Consider the following 19,424-nt stretch of genomic DNA (forward strand, 5'->3'; position numbering starts at 1 on the left):
GCGCTGTTCTACCTCCAGGAGCGCGGCACCCTGTTCGTCTCGCCGGGCGAGAAGGTCTACCAGGGCATGATTCTGGGCGAGCACTCGCGGGACAACGACCTTGAGGTCAACCCGATCAAGGAGAAGAAGCTCACCAACATCCGTGCCGCCGGCAAGGACGAGGCGCTTCTGCTGACACCGCCGCGCAAGCTCAGCCTGGAGCAGGCGATCGCCTATATCGAGGACGACGAGCTGGTCGAGGTCACGCCCGGCGCGGTGCGCCTGCGCAAGCGCTTCCTCGATCCGCACGAGCGCAAGCGCAGCGAGCGCCGGTCCGAGACCGAAGCCGCCTGAACTGGCCGCCGTGGCGGGCGCGCCCTATGCGATGAGCGCGGCCAGCTCCGTCATGCTGGGGACGATCAGGTCGGGCTGATACGGCGCGGCGCCGAACGGGCGTCGGCGGCGGTCGATGAAGGCGGTGCGCATCCCCGCCGCCTTCGCGCCGACGCAGTCGAAGGCGTGGTTGGCCACGAACAGGATCGCATCCGGCGGCAGATCGAGCAGCCGCGCCGCCGTGCGATAGGTCGCGTGGTGCGGCTTGAACGCCCCGGCCTCCGCCACGGAGATGAGGCGGTCGAAGGCGATGCCGTGATGACGGGCGCCGGCTTCCAGCATGTCGGGATCGCCGTTCGACAGGACGACCAGGCGGTAGCGCGACCGCAGCCGGTTAAGCGCCGCCGGCACTTCCGGAAACGGGCGCAGCCGCTCGATCGCGGCGACGAGATCGCGCACCTCCGCCGGCGTGTGCGCGATGCCGGCGCGGTCCAGCACATGCGCCACCGCCCGCTCGCCGATCTCGCGGTACGAGGTATGGCCGCGGTCGAGCAGCGCGTCGATCATCGAGTTTTCGAAATGCGTGCGCCGCCACCACGTCACAAAGGCGCCGGGGTCGCCGCGCCAGCCCTTGGCCGCGAGATAGGGCGTCGCAACTTCGATCAGGCCGCCCTGCATGTCCACGACGGTGCCGTACTGGTCGAACATGCAGACCTGCACGCCCGCGCGGATCGTCTCGGCCATCGCCGTCTGTGTGGACATCGTTCGCTCCCGGCTGTGGCCCGCGCCCGTCTCGCGCCGACCCGCTGATCTTGTTGTCCGGGGCAGGGAACCATCCGGCGGGGCGCACGAAAAGGCCCGCCGGCTTGGGGGCCGGCGGGCCAATCCGTCATCTCGCGGCTGCCGTGGGGCCGTCTGCCGCGCCCGCGTGGGCGCGGTGGACGCCGCGTTCAGCGCGAGGCGAGGCTGTCGGCGGCGGCGCCGTTCAGCACCAGTTCGCCGCCATTGGCGGCCAGCTGCGTCACCGGAACGGTCGTCAGGTGGTTGCCGGGGGTGTTGAACATGCCGATCCACACCACGGCCTGATTACCCTCGACGGCCTTGAGGCTGCCGATCACGTGCCCCTGGGCGTCATAGACGAACGAGCCGACCTGCGTCGGGGTCACGCTCTGCGCCATCGCGGCGCCGGTGCCGAGAGCGAATACTGCGGCGGCTGCCAGAAGAGTGCGACGGATCATAGTTCTTAACTCCTGCTAACTCGGGAGGGACTTGAAGTTCATCTGTCCCTCACCGGACAGGACGCATATTGCACCGCAGCGTGCGGCCGGCCACGCGCATGGTCGGCCTAAGTCTCATGTCGAAAATAGGGGAAATGACCCGAAGTCTTGGCCGATTTGCCTACTGGCGAGTTGGATGCATCGCGCCGTTGAATAGCAGGCATGACCGGATGCCGCCGGCGAATGGCAGCTATACATCGGAGTATTTGGCGCGACTGAGTCGCGTCCGTGTCAGTGCCGCGCGCGGTGCCGGCGTGCCGGGCGTCCGGAGGCGGCGGGGCCGCCGCGCGCCACCTGTGCCGCGATCGCATCGGCGAGCTGTCCGACCGCCTGGCTGGTAGCAGCCACCTGCGACTCCAGCGTGCCGTCCGTCGGGCGCACCGTCAGGCGGACCTCATGGGCCGTCGGCTCGCCGGTCGGGCCGGCGATCGCGACCTGTGCATTGAGCACGACCGCGCCGGATGCGTCGGCGTCGAGACGGAGGACGTTGACCTCGATACGGGCGTCGGAGTCCGGGCTGATCGCCCCCGCCTCGTTGAAGACCTGCGTTCCCGGCAGGCGCTGGGTCAGATCCTCGCCCAGCACGCGGCCGACCATCGCCGCGAGCGGCTCGCCCCACCAGTCGTTGGCCTGCACATCGAGGCGATAATCCTCCGACGAGCGCACGATCTGCGGCCGTTCGAGATAGCGGGCGAGCGAGACCTGGCGCAGCGTGATGGCGCGCGGGCCGCCGGTGAGGGTCGGCCCGGGCACCGCGCGCAGCGTGTACAGCCGCGGATCGGGTGAGGCGCAGGCAGCAGGCAGCAGGGCTGCCGCCAGCAGCAGCGTGCGGCGCTTCATCATTCCGCTCCGGTGTTGGTGCGCCCGCGTATCAGCGCTTCGGGATGGCGGGTCAACAGGTCGGCGAGCACGCGGACCGAGCTGGCCGTCTCGTTCAGCTGCGCCAGTAGCCGGTCGAGATCGCGCTTGAAGCGGCTGTCGCCGCCATAGCCGGTATCGACGGAGCTCACGAGGCGGTTGGCGTGGGCGACCGTCTCGCTGAGGGATTGGGCGATTGCCGGCAGGCGCGCGAGGGCGGGGCTCGCCTCGCGGTCGAGCTTCTGGGTGAGGTCCTGCACCGAGGCGAGCGCCTGTTGCATGGCCGTCAGGGCACCACGCAGCTGCGCGCCGTTCGCCACGCCGGCGACACCGGCGAGCGCGGTGTTGAGGTTGTCGCCGATCGCCTTGAACGGGATCGCGTTGACCTTCTGCAGAAGCTGGCTGATCGACGCGGTGATGTTGTCGAGACCGCCGCCCCGCAGGCTGGGAATGACGAAGCGGTCGCCGTCGCGGGTCATCTCCGCGGGCGGCGCGTCCGGATCGATGTCGAGCGACACGCTTTGCGCCCCGGTGATCAGGTTCGCGCTCGTGAGCTGCGCGCGCAGCCCGCGCCGGACGAGGTCGCTGACGACGCGCGCGACGTCGTGGCGGGTGGCAAGCTCGTTGTCGGCGATCCGGTCGGGCTGCACCTCGAACTGCACCGGGATCAGCACGCGGTCGTTCTTGCGGTCGTAGCGCAGGCTGATGCCGGTCACCTGCCCGATCTTGATGCCGCGCAGATCGACGGTCGCCCCCTGCGACAGGCCGCGCACAGAGCCCTCGAAGAACGCCTCGAAATAGAGCGGCTTGCCGTACGAGGCGCTGTCGGCCGCTTCCTTGTCCTTGTACAGCGGGAATTCCTGGTTGGCCGCGGCTTCGGTCGCCGTCGGCTCCTTCGGCGGGTTGTCGAAGGCGATGCCGCCCAACAGGATCGCCCGCAGGCTTTCGACCTGCACCTGCAGCCCCGTGCCGCTGAGAGACACGTTGACGCCGGACGCGTTCCAGAAATGCGTCCTCTCGTGGACATACTTGTCGAAGGGCGCGCGGACGAAGACGCGCAGGGTGACGTAGTTCGCCATCTCGCCCACGTCCCAGCCCAGCACCTCGCCCACCGACATGTCGCGGTAGAAGACCGGCGAGCCCTGGCTGAGCGAGCCGAGCCGGTCCGCGCGTAGGACGAAGGTGCGGCCGGGCGTGTTCTCCTCGAGCACCGGCGGGTTTTCGAGCCCGGTGAAGTCGCGCTGCGATTTGCCGCCCGCTGCACCCGGCAGAAGGTCGATGTAGGCACCGGACAGCAGCGTTTCGAACCCGCTGATGTTGCCCGCGAAGAAGCGCGGCTTGACCACCCAGATGCGTGTCGTGGAGGTCAGCAGCCGGTCATACCCGGCATGCAGTTCGGCGGTGACGATGACATGGGAGAAGTCGTCGGACAGGCGGATGTTGCGCACCGTGCCCAGCACCACGTCCTTGTGGCGGACCTGCGACTGCCCGGCCTTCAGCCCCTCGGCGGAGTTGAAGGTGATGGTGATGGTCGGACCGTGGTTGCGGATCGTCGTGATCGCCAGATACAGGCCGATCGCGACCGTCACGATCGGGATGATCCAGATCAGGTTGAATCGCCGCCGATGCGAGGCGCGCAGCGTCGCCTGCACCGGCGCCGCCCGCTCCGTCTCCCCGTCGGTGTCGTGGGGCGGCGGCGATCCGTCCGGCCGCCCGGACTCCGGCCTTTCGTCCCCGGACCCGCCGCTCATTGCGCCGACACCGCCTCGGCGGGGACGGCCGGCCGCGACCGTGTGCGGCGGGCCGCGGTTTCCGCCGCCCGGTCCCACATCAGCCGGGGATCGAAGCTCTCGGCCGCGAACATCGTCAGCACCACGACGGCGGCGAAAGCAAGCGCGCCGTAGCCGGGTTCGATGCGTACCAGCCCGCCGAACTGAACCAGCGCCACCAGGATGCTCTCCATGAAAATATCAATCATCGACCAGCGGCCGATCAGGGCGATGACGCGGTAGAGCGTGGTGCGGTCCTGCAGCCGGGCCGTCAGGCCGAGCTGTGCCGTGATCAGCATGGTGAACAGCCCCAGCAGCTTCAGCACCGGCACCGCGACCGAGGCGAGGAACACGATCAGCGCCAGCGGCCATTGCCCGCCGTCCAGCAATTCGCGCGCGCCGCCCAGGATCGTGCTCGGCTGGCCGCTGCCCAGCTCCACGTAGGTGAGAACCGGCAGGACGTTGGCCGGCACGTAGAGCACCGTCGCGGCGAGAGCGAGCGCCCAGGTGCGCTGCAGGCTGGCGTGCTTGCGGGCGTGCAGCCGGCTCTCGCAGCGCGGGCAGTACGCACCCTCCGGCGCATCGGTCACCGCCCCGCAGACGTGACAGGCGATGCCGTCGTCGGGCGCGCAGCCGGGCAGGCGCCGCAGAACCCCGCGCCGTTCCATCGTCTCCCACACCGCCTCCGGATCAAGCAGGGCATCGACGGCGACGACGACCAGCATCAGGATAACCAGCGCCCACAGCGCCGGCCCGGTCTCGATATGCGCGAGCTGCCGCAGCTTGGTGTAGGCGACGAACAGGCCGACCAGATACACCTCCACCATCGACCAGGGCCGGAGATGCTGCAGCAGCCCGAACAGCCGCGGCAGGTGACGCGGCGGCCGCGTCAGGCGCAGCGTGCCGACCACCCAGGTCAGTCCGGTCAGGTGCGCGAGGGGCACCGCGATCGTGGTCAATACGACCAGAAGCCCGAGCTCCCACAAGCCGTGCAGCTCCAGCCCCTCGGGCCCGGTGAGCAGCGTGGCGGTGCGGTCCATGCCGGTGGTGCTGACATCCATCATGGGCGACGTGCAGGCGATCAGCAGCAGGACGATGCCGGTGATCCCGAGGGCCAGGGTCCGTGGCAGGGGGTCGCGCTGTCCCCGCCGCAGCACCTTGTCGCAGCGAAGGCACGCGGCGATGTCGCCGGGCGCGGGATGCGGCACGTATTGGCGCTGCCCGCAATCGGCGCATTCGTGCAGGCGGCCGAACGGCGCGGCCGACGGCGTCGTGGGAAGGGCCGGCTCGCCGGTCGGCATCACGCTTGGCATCCTCGGTCGGTCAGAAGTAGCGGGACCGTGACGGCGCGGCAACCCGCCGGCACTCCAGCCCGCCCAAAGGCCATGGTGCCACGGCGGCTCCCGCTGTCACATGTCGCTCGGGTGACGCCGTCCAACGTCCCCGCCCCGCGGCGGTTGCCGGCCCCCGGCGGCGCGCGCTATAGAGCGCCGCCTCCGGCAGCCGGCGTAGCTCAGCGGTAGAGCAACTGATTCGTAATCAGTAGGTCCTCGGTTCAAGTCCGAGCGTCGGCACCAGGTTTCTCCGTATAGTCAGACATATAGTGGTTCGCCGGTGTCCCGGGGGGCGGCGTGCGGGCATCTCCCGGCCGGGCAGGGGGCACCGGACACCTGGGCTGGCGTGACCGCCGGCCGGGGGCCTGGGCCGAAACGGTGCCGAACCGCATTCGCCACGTCGCCGGAATGACGGCGTCCGGCGGAACCGCGGGGTGGCTGTCCCCGCAAACGCGATTGGTGTCCCGCCGACGCATCGCCGCCGCCCATGGGCGAAGCGCCGGCGCGGGTGCCACCGGGGCGCGGGGTAACCCACGGCGACGGTCGGCCGAACAGAGACTTCTCCGCCCGGCCTGACCGACCTGCGGACTGACATTTCATTGTAACCGTGTGCCTGGCCACGACGCAGCCTGGCATCCGCGCTGCCACCTCCACCGCCCCCGGTCCCGTCCGTGGCGGCGGGCGGTGGATCCTTCCTCTTGCATCACGAGACGTTGTCCGGAGCGCGGAACCTCGTGCTTTGGGGTCTCGGGGTATTTTATCCTCGTCGCCTGTAACCCTGCTCAACAGGGCAGCGAACTGTGCGGTGTGGACTGAGGCAGCCATATCGGACGCGGGCAGGCGGACAGGTCGTGTGCGCGATCGGTCGGAGAGTACCATTCAAGGCGCTTACCGCGGCGATGATCGGGAAGAGGCAACTTATCCGACGTGGCACCCCGACCGATCGCGAGGGGACCGCCTTCGACGCGTATGCTGCACCCAACGCTTTATCCGAATTGTGCGAGTGTATCCGATGGAAACCGAAACGGCTGTGGCCGCTCATCCACCATCTGGCGGCGGGCGTCGGCTGCATCCCTTGCCGCTCAGGATCATGCATTGGGTGAACGTCGCGGTGATGCTTGTCATGATCACCTCCGGCTGGGGGATCTATGACGACGACGTCATTGTCCGCGGCTTTCATTTCAGTCCGTTCTGGCGGCTCGGCGACTGGGCGGCGTGGAGCCTCAACTGGCACTTCGCCGGCATGTGGTTCCTCGTCATCAACGGTCTGTTCTATCTGGGCTACGGGTTCGCGACCGGCCGTTTTCGGGAGAAGCTGTTGCCGATCCGGCCGGCGGAAATCGTGCGAACCGTTGTCGATACCCTGCATCTCAAGATCGCGCACGAGGACATCACGGTCTACAACGCGGTCCAGAAGCTTCTCTACATCATCGTCATTCTCGCGGGCATCGCCCAAGTTGTCACCGGGATCGCAATCTGGAAGCCCGTGCAGTTCTCCGGGCTTGTTTCGCTGCTCGGCGGATTTCAGACGGCCCGCGTGCTGCACTTTGCCGGCATGACGGTGATCGTCGGCTTTCTGATCATTCATGTAACTCTTGCGCTGTTCGTGCCGAAGACATTGTGGGCGATGCTGACCGGCGGTCCGAAGCTGAAGCCCCGCACCCGGGTCGAGGGAGGCCACGCGACATGAGGTCGCCGTTTCGTCCAGACTCACTCCCTGATCCGGCGATTCTTGATAATCATCGGCCCCTGATCAACTCTTTGGAACGGCGCGGGCTCCTTCGTGGCGGACTGTCGCTCGGCGCACTCGTCATGCTGACCGGCTGCGACGTGAAGCGGCCGGAGGCAGTCAAATCGGCCCTGCTGGCGATTTCCCGTCTCAACGACGATGTCCAGGCGCTCCTGTTCAACCCGAACAAACTTGCGCCGACCTACCCTGCCTCGATGATCCTGCGTCCGCCCAAGTTCAACGCCTACTACGATGTGATGAACGTCAAGCCCGTCGATGGGGCCACATGGCGGCTGGAGGTGTCCGGACTGGTGGCGGACAAGCGGCCATGGACAGTGCAGGATCTGCAGGCGTTGCCGCAAAGCTCGATGGTGATCAGGCATATCTGCGTCGAGGGATGGAGCTATATCGGCGGCTGGAGCGGCCCGACGCTGCGCAGCTTCCTGGAGCATGTCGGCGCGGATCTGCGTGCCAGATACGTGGCCTTCAGGACGGCCGATGATTACCCCAGCAGCATCGACATGGCCACCGCGCTGCATCCCCAGACTTTGCTGGCGACCGCCTATGGCGGCGACACCCTGACCGATCCGTTCGGCTATCCGGTGCGACTGCGCATGTCGACGAAGCTTGGATACAAGAATCCCAAATGGATTACCGCCATCGAGGTCACGAACACCTACCCTGGCGGATTTTGGGAAGCAAAAGGCTTTCCCTGGTTCGCCGGGCTATGACACGGGCAGCGCCGCTCAGGCTGCTGATTTGGGCGGGGTCCGTCGCCGCGGCGATCGCTTCGGCGCATGCCCAGAGTCCGACCCCCGGGGGGATGCCGCCGCCGCCGGGCATGAGCCTCGCCGCCTCCACCGCGATGCGGTTCCCGCAGCCGGTGCGCGTCGGTGATCTCGTCGGCAGGGACGTTCTCCGTCCCGTCGAGAGTCAGGACGTCCTCGGCCGGGTTCGCCGGATTGTGCGGGATCACAATGGTCGGATCATGGTCGTGGTCGATTTCGGCGGTTTCCTCGGCTTCGGCGCTCGCCCGATCGTGGTCCCCATCGACGCCATGGTGCTGCTCGGCCAGGACATGGAGATCGTCGCCTATACGCCGCAACAACTCCGCGCATTCCCCACATTCTCCGGTGCCGGCGTCTCCGACGCCGCGGGTGACACGGTCATCAAGGTCGGCCTCGCCAAACCCTCGCACTGACGGACCAGAGCGCTGGAGCCTTCTCGGTCATCGAACTGTCGTTCGTGAAAGACCACGAGACCTGTAACCCTTTGCCGACCTCCGCAGAACAAGGAGTCTGCGGTGCTGCCCAAGACGATCGCCTCGCCGACACGGGGGCCATGGCCGACGCATTCGCCGCGATGGAAGGGTACAGCGTGGTCTCCGCGATGCATGGACAAAGAGGCGAGCCGGATGGGATGCGCGCCTCAGCCAGTGGAGTTTGCGCCATCGGCGTGATGGCAAAAGTCCCGCGACCGGGGTTTTCAAAGACACGGCTTTGTCCACCCTTGCGCCCCGAACAGGCGTCGGCGCTGAGCGCCGCGTTCCTGCGCGATACCACGACAAACATCGCGCGGGCGGCGCGGTCGGTGCCGATTTCCGGCTATGCCGCCTACGCGCCGGTGGGGGCGGAGGAAACCCTCGTCCCTCATCTGGCGCAAGGCACGCGCCGCGTTCTGGCCGATGGTTCCATCCCGGTTCCCGACGGCGTCGAGGGGTTCGGTCGCTGCCTGCTGCATGCCATCCGGCAGCTGTTCGCGGCGGCCCACCCCGCCGCGTGCGTGCTCAGCTCCGATATACCGACGCTTCCGACGGAGTTTCTTGTCGCCGCCGCGCAGGCTCTCCTCGTCGGAGACGATCGGCGCGTGGTGCTGGGGGCGTGCGACGACGGCGGATACTACCTCCTCGGCATGCGCGTTCCCCATGCGCGGCTGTTCGCCGACATCCCCTGGAGCACGGACACCGTGGCCGCGGCCACGCGCATGCGGGCGGCCGAACTCGGCCTTGATCTCGTGGAGTTGCCGCCCTGGTACGACATCGACGATGCGGCGGCGCTGGAACGGCTGGTGCGCGGACAGGACGGTTCCGATGCGGTATGCACGCGTCGTGCGTTGCAGATGCTCGGGCTCGAAGCGTTCGGCCGCTCGCCCTGCGTCGCATGACGATGAGGCGGCCGCTGTATCGGCTGGGTTCGCTCGGGGCGGCACTGCTGACTCTGACGGTGCTCGCCCTCCTTCTCGATATTCCTGCGAGTTTCGATACAGCCCGCACCGTGCGGGTGGCCATTCTTGTCGGCCTGCTCGCGCTGTCGTCCGGCCTCTATTTCGCGGCCGTCCGGCTCGTTTTGCGTCACACCTGGCCACGCGGGACGGTCTGGGTCGTGCTCGGCGTGGCGGTCGCGCTGCGTGGTCTTCTGCTGATCCAGCCGCCGATCCTGTCGAGCGATATCTTTCGCTACGTGTGGGACGGTCGCGTGCAGGCCGCCGGCATCAATCCCTATCGCTACGTCCCGGCCGATCCTGCCCTGGCAGCTTTGCGGGATCGCGCGATCTACCCGAGGATCAATCGCGCGACCTATGCACGCACGATCTATCCACCCGTCGCGGAACTCGTGTTCGCGGCGGTTGGCCGGATGTCCGACAGCGTCACGGCGATGCGGCTGATGATGCTTGGGTTCGAGGCGGTTGGCGTCGTCTGCCTGCTCCACCTGCTGTCTCTGGCCGGACTGCCGCGCGAACGGGTCCTTGTTTACGCGTGGAACCCGCTGGTCCTCTGGTCCTTTGCGAGCGACGGACATGTCGATGCGGTCGCCGTCGGTTTGCTGGGACTGGCCTTGCTGTTACGGGCGCGACACAGGGACGGTTGGGCGGGGGCGGCGCTGGCCGGTGCGGTCCTGGTGAAGCTCTTTCCCCTGGTGGCGGTTCCGGCCTTCATCCGCGGGGGGCGTTTCTGGCGCCTGACACTCGCCGGACTCGCGGTCATCGTCTGCGGCTACGCACTGTACAGCAGTGCCGGGTGGCACGTCCTCGGTTTCCTGCCCTCTTACGGGCGGGAGGAGGGCATCGACTCCGGCCAGGGTGTCTGGCTGCTGGCCGGGCTTGCCCGGCTCCTGCCGCTCCCGCGTGAAGCGGCGGCGGTTTATGCCGGCGGCGTTGTCCTGATCTTCCTCTGCGTCGCGGTGGCAATTCTCCGCCGGCGGCCGATCGAGAACGATGCCGAGGCGCTGTGTCGCGATACGGGTCTGCTGGCGGCGGTCGCCATGGCGGCAATCAGCCCGCATTACCACTGGTATTTCGCGTGGCTGGCGCTGCCCGCGGTCGTCGCTCCGTCCCGCGCCCTGATCTGGCTGGCGACCGCGCCGATCCTGCTCATCAAGGAGCCGGTGCCGGGGGATCGCTTCTTCTGGCCCTCGCTCGTCTACGTCCCCGCCATCCTGCTGCTGCTCGCGGATCTTCGCCCCTGGCGGGCGATCAGGTTCCGGCGCGGCCCCCAACACGGAGAGAGACCATGTCCGCTGCGACGATCCTGAAGGATCCGCGTCGCTATTTCGAGGAGGTCGGCGCCGATCGCACCGACGTGGCCGCGCAGCTGCCCGTTTGCCTCTATCTTGAGGTCACCAACCGCTGCAACCTCCTCTGCGAGACCTGTCCGCGCACGTTCGAGGAACTCGAACCTCCCGCGGATATGAGCTGGGACCTGTTTACCCGGATCGTCGATCAGGTGCCGAACGTCGCCCGCGTCGTGATGCATGGGGTGGGCGAGCCCATGCTGGTGAAGAACCTGCCGGACATGATCCGCTACCTCAAGGCACGGGGCACGTATGTCCTGTTCAACACCAACGGCACCCTGATGCAGCCGCGACGCTTCCAGGAGCTGATCGACACCGGCCTCGACGAGCTCCGTGTTTCGCTCGACGCGGCGGATCGCGAGTCCTATGCGAAGATCCGGGGCAAGGATTTCTTCAACCGCATCGTGCGCGATGTCGGCAAGTTCATCGCGTATCAGAAGCAAGTGGGCGCGACCACGCCCCGCGTGTCGCTCTGGCTGACCGGCCTCAAGGAAACCGTCGCCCAGCTGCCGGAATTCGTGCGCCTCGCGGCGAGGATGGGTGTCACACAGGTGCATCTGCAGCGCCTGGTGTTCGACGACGCCGGCTACGGCAAGGCCACGGCGGGCAATTCGCTGTTCGAAAGCACGCAGGAGACCGAACGGCAGGCGATCGCGGCGGCGCAGGAAATGGCTCGCCCGCTCGGCGTGACGCTCGACGCCTCGGGTGCGACGGAACCCGGTCTCAGCCTCAAGCGGCAGGATGACCGCGCCTGGGCCGCGTGCCGGCGCCCGTGGTCGCTGATGTATTTCACCGCGCACGGGCGTGCGCTGCCGTGCTGCATCGCGCCGTTCTCTGCGCGCGGCTATGCCAACTACACGCTCGGGGACGCCACCCAGGACGACCTCCGCGAAATCTGGAACAGCCCTGCCTATCGGGAGTTTCGTGGCAGTCTGCTCTCCGACGCCCCGCCCGCCCCTTGCCAGAATTGCGGGATGCGATGGAGCCTCTGACGCTCGTCATTCCGACCTTCAACGAGGCGGACACGATCGGCGGCGTCATCCGCGAGATTCCGCCACCCTATCGGCGCGACATCATCGTCGCCGATGGCGGGAGCACGGACGGCACCCAGGCGGAAGCGCGTGCGGCCGGCGCGCGCGTGATCGATGCGGGACGCGGCTACGGCCGCGCCTGCGCGCTGGGGGCCGGGGCCGCCCATCCGTCGAGCGTGGTCATCGCCTTCATGGACGGTGACGGTGCGGACCGTGGTGACCTGATTGCCAGGATCGCGCGGCCGGTCCTCTATGACACGCATGATTTCGTGCTGGCGTCTCGCACGCGAGGCGCGCGGGAGCCGGGCGCGATGCTCTGGCACCAGGTCCTGGCCGGCCGGTTCGCCGGCTTCGGCATGGGCGCGCTGTATGGAGTCCGGTTCAGCGACATGTGCGCCTTTCGGGCCATCAGACGGGAGGCGCTCGGATCTCTTGACATGCGCGAAATGACGTATGGCTGGAATATCGAGATGCAGATGAAGGCGGCACGCGCCCGTCTGCGTATCCTGGAGGTGCCGTTGCCCTATCGCCGCCGCGGTGGCGGCCGGTCGAAGGTTGCCGGCTCCCTTCGCGGCACACTGAACGCGAGTACCCGCATTGCAGCGACCTTCTGCCGGGTCGCCACATCGGGCAGCGGTCGCGGGGCGTCGGGCCGATAATCCGGCCGCGGTGCCGCCGTCAGCCGGCCGCCGGAATGCGGTAGAGGCGACCCGTCGCCCGCAGGTCCTCGACCGTCCATGGCGGACCGACGCCCGCGATCATCCATTGCAGGATGGACCACAGATCGCGGTCGGCCACCGCCTCGTCCAGCGGTTCGAGCGCGTCGACCACGGCGTGGATCTCCACCCCGCAGGGGAATGCCTCGCCGCTGCGTCCGACGAAGACCAGGGCATAGACGAGGCCCGACGGGGCGCGGACATGACCCGGCCGCGCGAGGCCGACGCGGTCGAGGTCGAAGGCGCGGATGAAGAAGGCGCGGAACTCCGGATAGTGGCCGAGCCGGTCTTCCGTCAGCAGCAGCTCGCGCCGGGTGTCCCCGGCGGCGGGCGCGTCGATGATCGCGACCTCGGTCATCGCACCGCTCCCCCGCCGTCGAGCCGGCCCAGGAAGGCGGCGATCAGAGCGCCGATGGCCGCGCCCGAATCCTCCTGCAGGAAGTGCCGGCCGGTGACGAGATGCGGGCCGTCCGCGTGCGGCAGCAGCCGCTTGAAGCGGGCGGCGAAGGTCGCGGCGTCGAACACGTCGTCCTCGCGTCCCCAGACGATCAGCGTCGGCAGCGCCGACCGCGCCAGCCGCTCCTCCAGCCAGGCGAAGCGCCGGGCGGCGCGTGCCTCGGCGTCGAGCGGTATCCAGCGCGGCCATGTCCAGGTCAGCAGGCGCGCGGCAGGGTCCGGCAGCACCGCCTCGTACACCGGCTGCGCCTCGCGCCGGAACTTCTCGCGGTCGACGACGGACAGGTAGACCCCCCGCCCGGCGAGGACGTTGTGGCGGCCGAGCAGGTAGGGACCGACGAGCGGCGCGTGCATGGTGCGCCAGGGAAAGACGCGCGTGTGGAACTCCGCCGGCGGTGCCGCCCAGGCCCATGTGCTCATCACCGTCAGGGCGCGCACGCGGTCGGGATTGTTCATCGCGAACGAAAGCCCGGTCGGGCCGCCCCAGTCATGGCAGACCACCGCGAGGCGGCGCAGGTCGAGCTGCCGGACGAGGCCGGTCAGGTTGGCGATGTGCCCGTCGAGGCTGTGGGCCTGCTCGCGCGGCGGTTTCTCCGACAGGCCGAAGCCGATCATGTCGGGCACGATCACCCGGTAGCCCGCCTGCAGCAGCGGCGGGATCACGTCGCGGTAGAGGAACCCCCAGGTCGGGTTGCCGTGCAGCAGCAGCACGGGATCGCCGTGCCCCTCGTCGACATAGTGCATCCGCCAGCCGTTGACCCGCGCATAGCGCGCGGCGTGCGGCCAGCGTGTGCGAAATCCCTCAGTGCGGGCCAGATCGTCCTGGATCACGGCCGCCTCCCGTTTTGGAACGTCCGCACCATAATGCGGCGGTCCGGCGGGGCGCGCAATCCCCGCCGCAGAGGGAGTTTGTTTCGCACCGCTTGACTCACATCAGTGCGGCATGGTGCGGCCGCGGCATGTTCTGGGGATGGTTACAGCGCGAGGATAAGCTCATGTCGGACGCAACCATCCAGACAGGGATGATACGCCCCGAAGCCGCGATCGCAGGTGCTCAGCGCGGGCTGGCGTGCTGGTCGCGTGCCTATACGGAACTCGCCCACGGACTGATGGAGGCAAGCCTCGCGCAGTTCGATCTCGTGCGATCGATCTACGGGTCGCGGGCGGCCGAGTGGAGCGTCCCGCCGACCGCGCGTCCGCACGATGCGGCGCTGCGGTCGCTGACGGGGATGCATGCCCGCTACGACATCACGGTGGACGCCTACCGGCGGATCAACGACCGGTTCGCCGAGCACGTCTTCGCCGCGGCGGAGGCACTGGTGGACGCGTTCGAGGACGGCACCGCGCCCCTCGCCGCGACCGCGCCCACCACGGCGTCGGCCGGCGCGGTCGCGGCCCCGACCACGGGCGCCCAGAAGCCGCCGCGGCCGATGGCCGCGCGGCAGGACACCATCATGGCGGACAACGATCGGCAGGGAGGCAATCATGACGGATACGGAACTGCGGCAGGCGGTACTCGACGAGCTCAGCTTTGACCCCAGCATCGACGCCGTCCACGTGGCGGTCACCGCCGAGGGGGGTGTCGTCACGCTGCTCGGCCATGTGGCGACGTTCAACGAGAAGCATCGGGCGGAGAAGGCTGCCGCGCGGGTGAAGGGCGTGCGGGGCATCGCCAACGACATCGAGGTGAAGCTGCCGCCCAACCTGCGGGAGAGCGACGAGGCGATCACGCATCGGGCGGTGCAGACGCTCGCATGGGACGCGGCGCTGCCGCGCGACCGGATCCAGGTCCATGTCGCGCATGGCTTCGTCACCCTCACCGGCGAGGTGGACTGGCGGTATCAGCGCCAAGCCGCCGAGGATGACGTGCGCAAGCTGCACGGCGTTGTGATGGTGGCGAATCAGATCACCGTCAGGCCGCGCCACGATGCGGCGGGCCCCGCGGAGGTGCGGCGGAAGATCGTCGATGCGCTGCAACGCAACCTCGCCGAGACCACCGCCGGCATCACGGTGGAGACGCAGGGCTCGACCGTGAAGCTGTCGGGCAAAGTGCATGACTGGCGCGAACGGGCCGCCGCCGAGCGCGCCGCATGGTCCGCGCCGGGTGTCACGCACGTGGAGGATAAGCTCGTCGTCGCCTGACGGCGGCCTTCGTACAAGCGGCGGGCCGGCGTCTCCGCCGGCCCGCTGTCCCCCCAGACGTCGCGCGGCCCGGTCAGCCGCGTCGCGCGATGCTCACGTCACCGTCGTCATCGTAGCCGAGGTTGTAGGTCCTGCCGTCCCACACCGTCGCGCGCACCGTCACGGTGTCCGCGCCGTGGGCCGTCTTGATGAACACCCGCATCTCCTGCGCGCCGTTGTTGCAGACGAGGCTGCGGTTGCCGTAGGGCGCGAGCGTCCACTGATCGACGCCTTGGCCGTCGCAGGTGACGCCGAAGAACACCGTGTGCCCGGTGGTGTTATGGAACAGCACGTCGGCCCGCGCCGCGCTGCCGATGCCGAATGCGACGGCGCCAGCGATCAGCGCGCCGAAGATACGGAACTTGCCGGTTGTTGCCATGTCGCTCTCCTGTCTCGCCGTCCGGTGCCGCCGGAGACCACTCTCCGTCCGGCCCGTCCGGTGAGGCAGTTATGGCGAAATCAGGGCATCGGCCGCGCTGAAGCGATTCACACTTCGTTACGGACTCGGCCGCCGCCGTCAGGGGCGCGCGAGCATCGGGCCGAGCGGGCGGCCGGCAAACAGATGGATGTGGAAATGCGGCACTTCCTGGCCGCTGTTGACCCCGACATTGGCGAGCAGCCGATAGCCGTCGGTCTCGTGCCCGAGGTCGCGGGCGATCCGTCCGACCGCGCGCACGAAGCCCGCGATTTCCGCGTCCGTCGCGCGCGCGCTGAAGTCCGCCCACGAGCAATACGCGCCCTTGGGGATCACCAGGACATGCACCGGCGCCTGCGGATTGATGTCGTGGAACGCCAGCACGTGCTCGTCCTCGAACACGCGGCGGCACGGGATTTCGCCGCGCAGGATGCGGGCGAAGATGTTGGTGTCGTCGTAGGGGGGAAGGCCACTGACGGGCATGTCCGGTTTCCTCCACAATGAACGCGACCGCGGGCGGCGCGGCCGAAGCGCTCAGGGTATCTTGGTGGTGTTGAGGCCCAGGGCGTTGGAGATCGAGCGCGCGCGCGACGCCTTTTCCGCGATGCCGCTGATGCCCTCGCGCATCTGCAGCTCGTGCCAGACCTCGTCGGCGCGGATGCCGGCGTTCACCCAGACGACGATCAGGTGATACAGCACGTCGGCGCTTTCGCTGATCAGCGCCTCGCGGTTGCCGGCGACGGCTTCGATGAGGCATTCGACCGCCTCCTCGCCGAACTTCTGCGCGACCTTGGCGGTTCCGCGCGACAGCAGGCGCGCGGAGTGGCTGACGCCGGGATCGGCGCCGCGCCGGTCCATCACCACGTCCCACAGCCGGTCGAGCACGTCCGCCCCGGTCTGGGCGGGGACCGGGAGCACCGGACGGACCGCGCGCTTGCCACGCTTCTTGCCGGTGCCCTTGAGGATGGCCTTGGTGGTCGCCTTGGTGGATGCCTTAGTGGCGGCGACCTTGGTCCGGCCCGATTTCTTCGCTCCCTTCGCCATGGTCGTCACGCGGCGCGGGCGGGGGGCGGCCGCACCGGCAGGCCGGCGGCGGCGAGCGCGGCCTTGACCTCGGCGATGCGGAACGTGCCGAAATGAAAAACGCTGGCGGCGAGCAGCCCCGTCGCGCCGGCCATCGCCCCCTCGACGAAATGCGCGAGCGTGCCGACACCGCCCGAGGCGATGACCGGCAGGCGTACGGCGCCGCACACGGCGCGCAGCAGCCCGACATCGAAGCCGGCGCCGGTCCCGTCCCGGTCCATGCTGGTCAGCAGGATTTCCCCCGCGCCCATCGCCTCCACCTCGCGCGCCCAGGCGACGGCGTCGCGCCCCGTGCCGCGCCGGCCGCCATGGGTGAAGACTTCCCACCCGCCGTCAGGCCGCCGCTTGGCGTCGATCGCGACGACGACGCACTGGCTGCCGAACTTGGTCGCCGCCTCGGCCACCAGTTCGGGGCGGGCGACGGCGGCGGAGTTGATGCTGCACTTGTCCGCCCCGGCCAGCAGCAGGCGGCGCATGTCGTCCGTCGCGCGTATGCCGCCGCCGACGGTGAACGGCAGGAACACGCGCGCCGCCGTGCGGGCGACGACGTCGAGGATGGTGTCGCGCTGCTCGTGGCTCGCGGTGATGTCAAGGAAGCACAGCTCGTCCGCGCCGGCCGCGTCATAGACGGCGGCCTGCTCGACCGGATCGCCGGCGTCGCGCAGCGAGACGAAGTTCACGCCCTTCACGACGCGACCGTCCTTGACGTCCAGGCAGGGGATGACACGCAGCTTCAGCACGTGGTCCTTGAACGCCAGACGGCGTTGCCGAGGCAAGCGTTGTTATGTCAGCGCAGAGCCCCGCCCGCGCGGGCGGGCGCGGGGCGCTGGCAGGCCAGCGCCTCGTCGGGTGTCACGCGACCGTCATACAGCGCGCGCCCGACGATCGCGCCGGCGATGCCGGGCGTGGCGGCGGCGGCGCGCAGATCCTCCGCCCGGCCCACGCCGCCGCTCGCGATGACCGGCACCGGGGTCGCGCGGGCAAGGGCCGCCGTTTGTTCGAGGTTCAGCCCGCCGAGCATCCCGTCGCGGCCGATATCGGTGTAGATGATCGCCGCCACGCCGGCATCGCGGAAGCGCGCCGCGAGATCGGCCGCCGGCAGGGCGGAGGCTTCGGCCCAGCCCTCGGTCGCGACCATCCCCTCGCGGGCATCGATGCCGACGACGATGCGGCCGGGAAAGGCGCGGCATGCCTCGACCACCAGCGCCGGGGTCTTCACGGCGGCGCTCCCCAGGATGACCCGCGTGACGCCCGCCGCGAGCCAGCCTGCGATCGCCGCGATGTCGCGCAGCCCGCCGCCGAGTTGCACGGGGATGGTCACCGCATCCAGGATCGCGCGCACCGCGTCGGCGTTGACCGACCGTCCGGCGAAGGCGCCGTTGAGATCGACGACGTGCAGCCAGCCGAAGCCGGCGTCGGCCCAGGCGCGGGCCTGCGCCGCCGGATCGGTGCCATAGACCGTCGCACTTTCCATCGCGCCCTGCCGCAGCCGGACGCAGGCGCCGTCCTTGAGGTCGATCGCCGGATAGACGGTGAAGTCAGCGTCGGCCATCGCGCCTCGGCAGGGGCTTGAGCAGCTTGTAGAAGTGAAACCCGCGTATGGTGGCACCCGCGACGCGGGCATAGGCGGGATGGATGCCCCAGCATTCATAGCCGAGGCTTTCGTACAGCCGTATCGCCGCCGACTGCGTCTCGCGCACGTCGAGGTTCAGCACCTGATAGCCCTGCGCCCGCGCGCTTTCCTCCACCCGTCGCGTCAGCATGCGGGCGAGCCCGTGGCTGCGGGCATAGGGTGCCACGAAGGCGTGCATCAGCGTCGCCGCGAAAGCCTGTGCCTCGTTGTTGCGCGGCGGACGGACAAGCTGGGCGGACCCGACGATGACGCCGTCGAGCCGGCAGACGAACAGCTCCCGTTCCGGCACGAGCAGCACGCCGCGGAAATAGCTCTCCATGGCGAGGCGGCCGGGCGGCGTCACCCAGCCGAAGCCGCCGCCGTCGATGATGGCGGCGTCGGCCGCCTCGCACAGGGCATTGAGGTCTTCGTCGCTGATTTCCGTCAGCCGGTCCACCACCGCCCGGTCACCGCTGATGGGGGCCGGCGGCGTCCCGTAGCCGGTCAGCTCGGGTGACGGCATGTCAGGGAGCCCAGGTGAGAAAATTGCTCAGGATGCGGATGCCGACCTCCTGCGATTTCTCGACATGGAACTGGGTCCCGGCACGGTTGCCGGAGGCGACGAAAGCCACGACCGGCCCGCCGTAGTCGGCGGTGGCCAGCACCTCGGACGGGTCGGCGCCGCGCAGTGCGTAGCTGTGCACGAAATACGCGTCGTCGCCCGGCGTGATGCCGGTGAGCAGATGGTGCGCGCCGGGCGCGAAATCCAGCGCATTCCACCCCATCTGCGGCAGCCGCAGCCCGGGCGCGTCCATCGGCGCGATCTCGCCCGCGATCCAGCCGAAGCCCGGCGTGACCGCATGTTCGAGTCCGCGGGCCGCCATCAGCTGCATGCCGACGCAGATGCCGAGGAACGGCGCGCCGGCGGCGGTCGCCGCCACGATCGCCTCCTCCATGCCGTCGATCGCCCGCAGGCCGGCGGCGCAGTCGGCGAAGGCCCCCTGCCCGGGCAGCACCAGCCGGTCGGCGCGGGCGACGGCGTCGGGATCGGCGGTGATCGCGACCTCGGCCCGGCAGCCGGC

The 19,424-nt window shown here is 69.1% G+C and carries 23 protein-coding genes, 1 tRNA gene and 1 pseudogene; 11 read left to right on the forward strand and 14 right to left on the reverse strand.

Features of this window, described 5'->3' with window-relative positions; all coding sequences use genetic code 11:
• Positions 1 to 333 (forward strand): annotated as a pseudogene (locus B8460_RS04060) (translational GTPase TypA); the annotation flags it as partial.
• Positions 334 to 357: 24 nt separating this feature from the next.
• Here the strand turns inward: B8460_RS04060 and B8460_RS04065 are convergent.
• The 5 genes from B8460_RS04065 to B8460_RS04085 all read right to left on the reverse strand — a co-directional run bounded on the left by B8460_RS04065 (position 358) and on the right by B8460_RS04085 (position 5,517).
• Positions 358 to 1,074: a haloacid dehalogenase type II gene (locus B8460_RS04065; RefSeq protein WP_048860297.1), complete on the reverse strand. Its 717-nt coding sequence runs from the start codon at positions 1,072 to 1,074 to the stop codon at positions 358 to 360.
• A 188-nt stretch (positions 1,075 to 1,262) separates the two neighbouring features.
• Entirely contained in the window at positions 1,263 to 1,550 is a 288-nt protein-coding gene (locus tag B8460_RS04070; RefSeq protein ID WP_148360332.1) for a hypothetical protein, read from the reverse strand.
• Between the two features lie 270 nt (positions 1,551 to 1,820).
• Positions 1,821 to 2,429, reverse strand: coding sequence for a PqiC family protein (locus B8460_RS04075; protein ID WP_048860299.1), 609 nt, complete (start codon positions 2,427 to 2,429; stop codon positions 1,821 to 1,823).
• Positions 2,429 to 4,198: a PqiB family protein gene (locus B8460_RS04080; protein ID WP_148360334.1), complete on the reverse strand. Its 1,770-nt coding sequence runs from the start codon at positions 4,196 to 4,198 to the stop codon at positions 2,429 to 2,431. Before B8460_RS04080 ends, B8460_RS04075 begins: the two co-directional genes overlap by 1 nt.
• Positions 4,195 to 5,517 carry a paraquat-inducible protein A gene (locus B8460_RS04085; protein ID WP_048860301.1) on the reverse strand — a complete coding sequence of 441 codons (1,323 nt, stop codon included), beginning with the start codon at positions 5,515 to 5,517 and terminating at the stop codon, positions 4,195 to 4,197. The genes B8460_RS04080 and B8460_RS04085 overlap by 4 nt, the downstream gene beginning before the upstream one ends.
• A gap of 201 nt (positions 5,518 to 5,718) precedes the next feature.
• On the opposite strand from B8460_RS04085, the gene B8460_RS04090 reads away from it, so the two are divergent.
• The 8 genes from B8460_RS04090 (at position 5,719) to B8460_RS04125 (ending at position 12,538) form a co-directional block, all read left to right on the forward strand.
• Positions 5,719 to 5,793: transfer RNA gene (locus tag B8460_RS04090), tRNA-Thr, on the forward strand.
• A gap of 769 nt (positions 5,794 to 6,562) precedes the next feature.
• Entirely contained in the window at positions 6,563 to 7,240 is a 678-nt protein-coding gene (locus B8460_RS04095; protein WP_048860314.1) for a cytochrome b/b6 domain-containing protein, read from the forward strand.
• Complete coding sequence (locus tag B8460_RS04100) at positions 7,237 to 8,010, forward strand: molybdopterin-dependent oxidoreductase (RefSeq protein WP_048860302.1); 774 nt, start codon at positions 7,237 to 7,239, stop codon at positions 8,008 to 8,010. The genes B8460_RS04095 and B8460_RS04100 overlap by 4 nt, the downstream gene beginning before the upstream one ends.
• A gap of 110 nt (positions 8,011 to 8,120) precedes the next feature.
• Positions 8,121 to 8,480: a PRC-barrel domain-containing protein gene (locus tag B8460_RS04105; protein ID WP_148360336.1), complete on the forward strand. Its 360-nt coding sequence runs from the start codon at positions 8,121 to 8,123 to the stop codon at positions 8,478 to 8,480.
• Between the two features lie 44 nt (positions 8,481 to 8,524).
• Positions 8,525 to 9,442 (forward strand): TIGR04282 family arsenosugar biosynthesis glycosyltransferase, encoded by a 918-nt coding sequence (locus tag B8460_RS04110; RefSeq protein WP_199445536.1) that lies wholly within the window; start codon positions 8,525 to 8,527, stop codon positions 9,440 to 9,442.
• 2 nt (positions 9,443 to 9,444) lie between these two features.
• A complete protein-coding gene (locus tag B8460_RS04115; RefSeq protein ID WP_084623220.1) occupies positions 9,445 to 10,809 on the forward strand; it encodes a glycosyltransferase 87 family protein in 1,365 nt (454 codons plus the stop codon).
• A complete protein-coding gene (locus tag B8460_RS04120) occupies positions 10,788 to 11,840 on the forward strand; it encodes a radical SAM protein (protein WP_048860305.1) in 1,053 nt (350 codons plus the stop codon). Before B8460_RS04115 ends, B8460_RS04120 begins: the two co-directional genes overlap by 22 nt.
• Positions 11,816 to 12,538, forward strand: a complete 723-nt coding sequence (locus B8460_RS04125) for a glycosyltransferase family 2 protein (protein WP_199445537.1) — start codon at positions 11,816 to 11,818, stop codon at positions 12,536 to 12,538. Before B8460_RS04120 ends, B8460_RS04125 begins: the two co-directional genes overlap by 25 nt.
• 19 nt (positions 12,539 to 12,557) lie before the next feature.
• Here the strand turns inward: B8460_RS04125 and B8460_RS04130 are convergent, their stop codons facing one another.
• Positions 12,558 to 12,953 (reverse strand): hypothetical protein, encoded by a 396-nt coding sequence (locus B8460_RS04130; RefSeq protein ID WP_048860306.1) that lies wholly within the window; start codon positions 12,951 to 12,953, stop codon positions 12,558 to 12,560.
• Complete coding sequence (locus B8460_RS04135) at positions 12,950 to 13,882, reverse strand: alpha/beta fold hydrolase (protein ID WP_048860307.1); 933 nt, start codon at positions 13,880 to 13,882, stop codon at positions 12,950 to 12,952. The genes B8460_RS04130 and B8460_RS04135 overlap by 4 nt, the downstream gene beginning before the upstream one ends.
• 164 nt (positions 13,883 to 14,046) lie before the next feature.
• Here B8460_RS04135 and B8460_RS04140 point away from each other — a divergent pair, with 164 nt between their 5' ends.
• Positions 14,047 to 14,586, forward strand: a complete 540-nt coding sequence (locus B8460_RS04140; RefSeq protein ID WP_148360338.1) for a hypothetical protein — start codon at positions 14,047 to 14,049, stop codon at positions 14,584 to 14,586.
• Positions 14,537 to 15,193 carry a BON domain-containing protein gene (locus B8460_RS04145; RefSeq protein ID WP_084623222.1) on the forward strand — a complete coding sequence of 219 codons (657 nt, stop codon included), beginning with the start codon at positions 14,537 to 14,539 and terminating at the stop codon, positions 15,191 to 15,193. Before B8460_RS04140 ends, B8460_RS04145 begins: the two co-directional genes overlap by 50 nt.
• Before the next feature lie 73 nt (positions 15,194 to 15,266).
• On the opposite strand, the gene B8460_RS04150 is transcribed toward B8460_RS04145, so the two are convergent.
• The 7 genes from B8460_RS04150 to hisH all read right to left on the reverse strand — a co-directional run.
• Complete coding sequence (locus B8460_RS04150) at positions 15,267 to 15,611, reverse strand: hypothetical protein (protein WP_048860308.1); 345 nt, start codon at positions 15,609 to 15,611, stop codon at positions 15,267 to 15,269.
• Between the two features lie 138 nt (positions 15,612 to 15,749).
• The gene (locus B8460_RS04155; protein WP_048860309.1) at positions 15,750 to 16,130 is read right to left on the reverse strand and encodes a histidine triad nucleotide-binding protein; all 381 of its coding nucleotides are present in this window, start codon (positions 16,128 to 16,130) and stop codon (positions 15,750 to 15,752) included.
• A gap of 51 nt (positions 16,131 to 16,181) precedes the next feature.
• The gene (locus B8460_RS04160; RefSeq protein ID WP_048860310.1) at positions 16,182 to 16,691 is read right to left on the reverse strand and encodes a phosphoribosyl-ATP diphosphatase; all 510 of its coding nucleotides are present in this window, start codon (positions 16,689 to 16,691) and stop codon (positions 16,182 to 16,184) included.
• 5 nt (positions 16,692 to 16,696) lie between these two features.
• A complete protein-coding gene (gene hisF / locus B8460_RS04165) occupies positions 16,697 to 17,470 on the reverse strand; it encodes an imidazole glycerol phosphate synthase subunit HisF (protein ID WP_048860311.1) in 774 nt (257 codons plus the stop codon).
• Positions 17,471 to 17,517: 47 nt separating this feature from the next.
• Positions 17,518 to 18,282, reverse strand: a complete 765-nt coding sequence (gene hisA / locus B8460_RS04170) for a 1-(5-phosphoribosyl)-5-[(5-phosphoribosylamino)methylideneamino]imidazole-4-carboxamide isomerase (RefSeq protein ID WP_048860312.1) — start codon at positions 18,280 to 18,282, stop codon at positions 17,518 to 17,520.
• The gene (locus B8460_RS04175) at positions 18,269 to 18,865 is read right to left on the reverse strand and encodes a GNAT family N-acetyltransferase (RefSeq protein ID WP_084623223.1); all 597 of its coding nucleotides are present in this window, start codon (positions 18,863 to 18,865) and stop codon (positions 18,269 to 18,271) included. The genes hisA and B8460_RS04175 overlap by 14 nt, the downstream gene beginning before the upstream one ends.
• A 1-nt stretch (position 18,866) precedes the next feature.
• Positions 18,867 to 19,424: imidazole glycerol phosphate synthase subunit HisH (gene hisH / locus B8460_RS04180; RefSeq protein ID WP_048860313.1), on the reverse strand; the 558-nt coding region annotated here is incomplete at its 5' end.

It is taken from the genome of Acidisphaera rubrifaciens HS-AP3 (assembly GCF_000964365.1).
GTDB classification, from domain to species: Bacteria; Pseudomonadota; Alphaproteobacteria; order Acetobacterales; family Acetobacteraceae; genus Acidisphaera; species Acidisphaera rubrifaciens.

Bases quoted from the DNA above. Each gene is read 5' to 3' on its own strand.
- B8460_RS04065 (WP_048860297.1), bottom strand. From the start codon at position 1,074: ATGTCCACACAGACGGCGATGGCCGAGACGATCCGCGCGGGCGTGCAG.
- B8460_RS04070 (WP_148360332.1), bottom strand. From the start codon at position 1,550: ATGATCCGTCGCACTCTTCTGGCAGCCGCCGCAGTATTCGCTCTCGGC.
- B8460_RS04075 (WP_048860299.1), bottom strand. From the start codon at position 2,429: ATGAAGCGCCGCACGCTGCTGCTGGCGGCAGCCCTGCTGCCTGCTGCC.
- B8460_RS04080 (WP_148360334.1), bottom strand. From the start codon at position 4,198: ATGAGCGGCGGGTCCGGGGACGAAAGGCCGGAGTCCGGGCGGCCGGAC.
- B8460_RS04085 (WP_048860301.1), bottom strand. From the start codon at position 5,517: ATGCCGACCGGCGAGCCGGCCCTTCCCACGACGCCGTCGGCCGCGCCG.
- B8460_RS04095 (WP_048860314.1), top strand. From the start codon at position 6,563: ATGGAAACCGAAACGGCTGTGGCCGCTCATCCACCATCTGGCGGCGGG.
- B8460_RS04100 (WP_048860302.1), top strand. From the start codon at position 7,237: ATGAGGTCGCCGTTTCGTCCAGACTCACTCCCTGATCCGGCGATTCTT.
- B8460_RS04105 (WP_148360336.1), top strand. From the start codon at position 8,121: ATGAGCCTCGCCGCCTCCACCGCGATGCGGTTCCCGCAGCCGGTGCGC.
- B8460_RS04115 (WP_084623220.1), top strand. From the start codon at position 9,445: ATGAGGCGGCCGCTGTATCGGCTGGGTTCGCTCGGGGCGGCACTGCTG.
- B8460_RS04120 (WP_048860305.1), top strand. From the start codon at position 10,788: ATGTCCGCTGCGACGATCCTGAAGGATCCGCGTCGCTATTTCGAGGAG.
- B8460_RS04130 (WP_048860306.1), bottom strand. From the start codon at position 12,953: ATGACCGAGGTCGCGATCATCGACGCGCCCGCCGCCGGGGACACCCGG.
- B8460_RS04140 (WP_148360338.1), top strand. From the start codon at position 14,047: ATGTCGGACGCAACCATCCAGACAGGGATGATACGCCCCGAAGCCGCG.
- B8460_RS04145 (WP_084623222.1), top strand. From the start codon at position 14,537: ATGACGGATACGGAACTGCGGCAGGCGGTACTCGACGAGCTCAGCTTT.
- B8460_RS04150 (WP_048860308.1), bottom strand. From the start codon at position 15,611: ATGGCAACAACCGGCAAGTTCCGTATCTTCGGCGCGCTGATCGCTGGC.
- B8460_RS04155 (WP_048860309.1), bottom strand. From the start codon at position 16,130: ATGCCCGTCAGTGGCCTTCCCCCCTACGACGACACCAACATCTTCGCC.
- B8460_RS04160 (WP_048860310.1), bottom strand. From the start codon at position 16,691: ATGGCGAAGGGAGCGAAGAAATCGGGCCGGACCAAGGTCGCCGCCACT.
- hisA (WP_048860312.1), bottom strand. From the start codon at position 18,282: ATGGCCGACGCTGACTTCACCGTCTATCCGGCGATCGACCTCAAGGAC.
- B8460_RS04175 (WP_084623223.1), bottom strand. From the start codon at position 18,865: ATGCCGTCACCCGAGCTGACCGGCTACGGGACGCCGCCGGCCCCCATC.